This window comes from Rhodovulum sp. (genome assembly GCF_011048875.1).
Classification (GTDB): domain Bacteria; phylum Pseudomonadota; class Alphaproteobacteria; order Rhodobacterales; family Rhodobacteraceae; genus Rhodovulum; species Rhodovulum tesquicola.
The window spans coordinates 1-3,904 of record NZ_DSDD01000384.1 but is presented as its reverse complement, the minus strand read 5'-3'; the positions used below and the strand labels follow the sequence as shown (position 1 = coordinate 3,904).

Annotated in this window: 4 protein-coding genes; all 4 read right to left on the bottom strand. The window is 63.7% G+C overall.

What is annotated here, in order from left to right:
• On the bottom strand, positions 1-1,015 hold a 1,015-nt coding region (locus ENN83_RS13425), incomplete at its 3' end, for a virulence RhuM family protein (RefSeq protein WP_287187742.1).
• The gene (locus ENN83_RS13420) at positions 1,008-2,525 is read right to left on the bottom strand and encodes a type I restriction-modification system subunit M (protein WP_287187741.1); all 1,518 of its coding nucleotides are present in this window, start codon (positions 2,523-2,525) and stop codon (positions 1,008-1,010) included. The genes ENN83_RS13420 and ENN83_RS13425, both read right to left, overlap by 8 nt.
• A complete protein-coding gene (locus tag ENN83_RS13415) occupies positions 2,522-3,127 on the bottom strand; it encodes a restriction endonuclease subunit S (protein WP_287187740.1) in 606 nt (201 codons plus the stop codon). Before ENN83_RS13415 ends, ENN83_RS13420 begins: the two co-directional genes overlap by 4 nt.
• A gap of 182 nt (positions 3,128-3,309) precedes the next feature.
• A partial coding sequence (locus ENN83_RS13410; RefSeq protein WP_287187739.1) for a site-specific integrase occupies positions 3,310-3,904 on the bottom strand: 595 nt, incomplete at its 5' end.

Genomic DNA, 3,904 nt, shown 5'->3' with positions numbered 1-3,904 from the left:
CGCCCCCCTTCTTCCGCCCCTTAGCGGCCTTCTCCATCTCCTCCAAATGCGCGATGTCGGCCTCATCCGCCGCCCGTGCCTCGGCGGTGCGGCGGTTGGCGTCGAACATCTCGAACCGCCGGGCGGCCAGCTTCTGCGCCACGTCCATCCGCAGTCGGCCGGCATGGGTCAGCACGTCGCGTTCGTTGAAAGATAGAAAGGCGTCGAGCTTGGCGGCCCATTCGGCCATGGTGACCGGGCGGCGGCGCTTCGCCTGGTCCTCGGCGTAGTCGAGATACATCACCACGATGCGGTTGAGTTCCTCGACCTCCTCGGCCTTCAGGTAGTTCTTGGCGGTCCCGACATCGCCCTTGCGAACGATCGAGCCTTTCCAGCTGGTCAGGCCCATATTGGGGGCGCTCGGATCGCTGCGGTTCTCGATCAGCTCGGCGGCCGTCTTGCCCGTGACCGCCCAGAGCATCTTGTTCTGCACCTTCTTGAAGAAGGCCTGCGCTTGGCTTGACGTCTTGTCGTAATCGATGGCGGTCGCGTAGAGGTCACGCACTTTCTGGTAGAAGCGCTTCTCCGAGGCGCGGATGTCCCGGATACGGGCAAGCCACTCGTCGAAATAGTCCCATTGTTCGGCCTGCTTCAGCCGGGCATCGTCCATCGCGAAGCCCTTGACCAGGTATTCGCGCAGGACGGTGGTGGCCCAACGACGAAACTGGGTTCCTCTCGGGGAGCGGACGCGGTAGCCGACCGACAGGATGACATCGAGGTTGTAGGCGTCGATCTCGCGTTCGACCTGCCTCGAGCCCTCGGTTTGAACTATCCGGAATTTCCGGATAGTTGCCCCCGGATCGCACTCACCCTCGGCGTAAACGTTGCGGATGTGCTCGTTCACGGTGCGCACGTCCTTGTCGAACAGCTCCGCGATTTCCCGCTGGCTCAGCCAGACGGTGCCGTCCACGGCCCGCAGGCCGATGGTCGCGGCGCCGTCCTCGGTGCTGTAAAGGATCAGTTCGCCCTCAGACATCGACGCCCAGCTCCTTGAGGTAGCCAGCCATCTTGCCCCGCACCTCGGCCAGCTCGGCTTCGATGGTGTTGATCTGCTTCTGCAGGGCGGCGACGTCGATTTCCTCCTCCGGCTCGAAGGTGTCGACATAGCGGGGGATGTTGAGGTTGAAGTCGTTCTCTGCGATTTCCTCCGGGCTGGCGCGGTGCGAGTACTTCTCGATCTCCGCCCGCGCAGCGTATGTTTCCAGCACCTTGTTGATATGCGCCTCGTCCATCACGTTCTGGGTCTTGACCGGCGTGAACTCCTTGCTGGCGTCGATGAACAGGACGTCGCGCCGGTCCTCGTTGTCGCCGCCCTGTTCGCGGGAGCGGTCGAAGACCAGAATGGCCACCGGAATGCCCGTGGTCGTGAACAGGTTGGCGGGCAGCCCCACCACTGCGTCGAGCAGGTTCTCCTCGATCAGCGCCTTGCGGATACGCCCCTCGGCCCCACCCCTGAACAGCACGCCATGCGGAACGATGACAGCTACCCGGCCGCTCTGGCGCTTGGCGATCTCGATCATGTGGGTGATGAAGCCGTAATCGCCCTTGGACTTCGGCGGGATCCCGCGCCAGTAGCGCTTGAACTGGTCCGTCTGCGCGTTTTCCGCACCCCATTTGTCTAGGCTGAACGGGGGGTTGGCCACGACGACGTCGAACTTCATCAGGTGGTCGCCCTCGACCAGCGCGGGGCTGTTGAGGGTGTCGCACCATTCGATCCGCGCGGCATCCTTGGCGTGAAGAAACATGTTCATCCGCGCCAAAGCCCAAGTCGCGCCGTTCACTTCCTGGCCGTAGAGGGCGAAGTTCTCGGATCCGACTTCCTCGGCCGCACGGATCAGCAGCGACCCGGACCCGCAGGCCGGGTCGCAGATCGTGTCGCCCGGCTTCGGGGCCGCCAGTTTCGCCAGCAGGCGGGAGACAGCGGAGGGCGTGTAGAACTCGCCAGCCTTCTTGCCTGCATCGGAGGCAAAGCGCGAGATCAGGTAGATGTAGCACTCGCCGATGATGTCCTCGGTCACGCGGCTGGGGCGCAGGTCGAGCGCGGGCTTGGCGAAATCCTCCAGCACGGTCTTGAGGCGACGGTTGCGGTCCTTGACACGCCCGAGGTTGGCCTCGGAGTTGAAGTCGATGTTGCGAAACACGCCTTCGAGCTTGGCGCGGTTGGCATCCTCGATCCGTTCCAGCGCGATGTTGATCCGCTCGCCGATATCGGGTTCGTTCCGGGCCTCGTAGAGGTCGTAGAAGCTGGCACCTTCGGGAAGGACGAAACGTTCGCGCTCCAGCCTGCGCCTGATCCTGGTTTCGTCCCCGCCATACTGTTTACGATAGGTTTCGAGGTGATCGTTCCAGAGGTCGGAAATGTACTTCAGGAACAACATCACCAGGATGTAGTCCTTGTACTGTCCGGCATCGACGACGCCCCGGAAGGTATCGCATGCGGCCCAAGCCGTCTGGTTGACCTGCTGCTGAGTGAGTTGGTCGGTCATTTGGACGTCCTTTCCTGCCTCGTCTTGGGGCGCGTGCTGTTCGCTCGTTCGACGAGGAGCAGGTTGATCATCTTTCTTCGCGTGTCGGCGGCGAGCTGGGTGAGCTCCCGCTCCCGCTCGGCGAGCGCATCGACTACGACGATCTTTCCTTGAGTTTCGATGTCCGGAACATCGAGTTCGAGATCGTCGAGGCTGGATCGCGGGATCATTCGGATGTTGGTGCCGCGTGCGGCGCTGTCGAAATGGCGCTGGGCGGGAGGCTGGTTTATGGCCCACGCCAGATACTCCGGCGTCACCACATCACGCTTCGGACGCAGCACCATCAGCGGGAGCACCGCCAGGGCGGGTTCTTGCAGGCGTTCGTCCAGGGCGGAGGCCGTGTTTCGTTCACCGCGCGAGCGGAACACCACGTCGCCGCTGCGGACAAAGTACCGCTCGGCAAGACCTTCCAGTTGGACGCGGGTGAGCCGCTCGGGATCGACGATGCCCTCGGGGGATATGTCCCGCAACTGAATTGCCAGCACGCCCCCGGCTGCCGCCGGTTCCAGTCTGCCGCGGGCTGTGTAGCCGGTGTGGATGGTGCAGGCGTCAGCGAGGCGCATCGAAAATCCTCTGTAAGCTTCGCTACAGAAGGTAGGTGTGCGGAAACGTGCTGTCAATGGAGTAATTTGCTGTAGGTGAGTCTACTGCGTCTTAGGGCTGTGTGCGCGGCTTCCGCGATGGCTCGGTCTCTGACCGAAAGGTGGGCGCTCAGTCGCGAGGGTGCCCACCGAGTTCTGCGCGATTATCCCAAGGATTGCCTGAGGTTCTGCGCCACCGCGTCCGCCGCCATCCGCACCGGCTCGGCGGCGAGATGGGCGTAGCGGGCTGTGGTCTGGACCTGCGTGTGCCCGAGCAGCTTGCCGATCATGGGCAACCCCTGGCCCGAGGCGACCGCCGTCGAGGCGAAGGTGTGGCGCAGGTCGTGGATGCGAACGTCCTTGACCCCGGCGCGGGCGCGGACGCGCTGCCAGAAGGGCTGAAGGTCGCTCAGTGGCTTGCCCGGCAGGGTGCCGGTGATGACCCACGGGTTGCCATCGATGCGCTGGGCGTCGCGCAGGAGGTCGACAGCGGGCTGGCCGAGATGGACGACCTTGGCGCCTGACTTGGAATCCGGCAGGCGCAAAACGCGCTCGGCCAGATCGACATATGCCCATTTCAGCGTCATGATCTCGTTCAGTCGACAGCCGGTCAGGATCAGCAGGCGGGCGGCGAGGATGGCCGAGGGTAGTTCGATCCCCTCCGCCTCCATCTCGCGCAGCACCTCGCCGATCCGACGCAATTCCGCCGCGCTGAGAAAGCGCTCGCGCTTCTCCTCGGGGTATTTCCGGATATGCTTG

What these genes read in the sequence shown, in the direction of transcription:
- ENN83_RS13420 (WP_287187741.1), bottom strand. Translation starts at nt 2,525, where the DNA reads ATGACCGACCAACTCACTCAGCAGCAGGTCAACCAGACGGCTTGGGCC.
- ENN83_RS13415 (WP_287187740.1), bottom strand. Translation starts at nt 3,127, where the DNA reads ATGCGCCTCGCTGACGCCTGCACCATCCACACCGGCTACACAGCCCGC.